Consider the following 415-nt stretch of genomic DNA (forward strand, 5'->3'; position numbering starts at 1 on the left):
ATCGAAGCGCGCGAGATTTTCGGCCGTATAGCCGGCGTAATCGAAATCGATGCTGGAATGAATTTCCGAAATCATGCTCCAGAGCGTCTCGCGCAGCAGCGAGGCGCATTTCATTGCGGTGTAGCGCCTGTTGAGATCATCGGTCAGCGGCCGGTCGAAATAGGTCTCCAGCATCGTGCGCTCGGTCGCCTCCGAGAGCTCGTTGTTGGAGGCCAATCCGCCGAGATCGAAAAGCGGCGTGTTGAAACCGGCATAGTCCCAGTCGATCAGCCAGAGCCGTTTGCCGTCATCGAGAAAGTTGGCGGCCAGCAGATCGTTGTGGCCGAAGGCGATCTCGAAAGGCCCTGCCGCTTCCTCCAGCGTCTCAGCCCTGCCGACGAGCCCCGGCAACAGAGGAAGATAGGCGCTCTCCGAC

The 415-nt window shown here is 59.8% G+C and carries 1 protein-coding gene; it reads right to left on the reverse strand.

What is annotated here, in order from left to right; translation table 11 throughout:
* On the reverse strand, nt 1–415 hold a 415-nt coding region (locus tag FMN63_RS00075), incomplete at both ends, for a phosphotransferase family protein (protein ID WP_148581918.1).

Origin of the sequence: Stappia sp. BW2 (genome assembly GCF_008107695.1) — a bacterium.
GTDB lineage: Bacteria > Pseudomonadota > Alphaproteobacteria > Rhizobiales > Stappiaceae > Roseibium.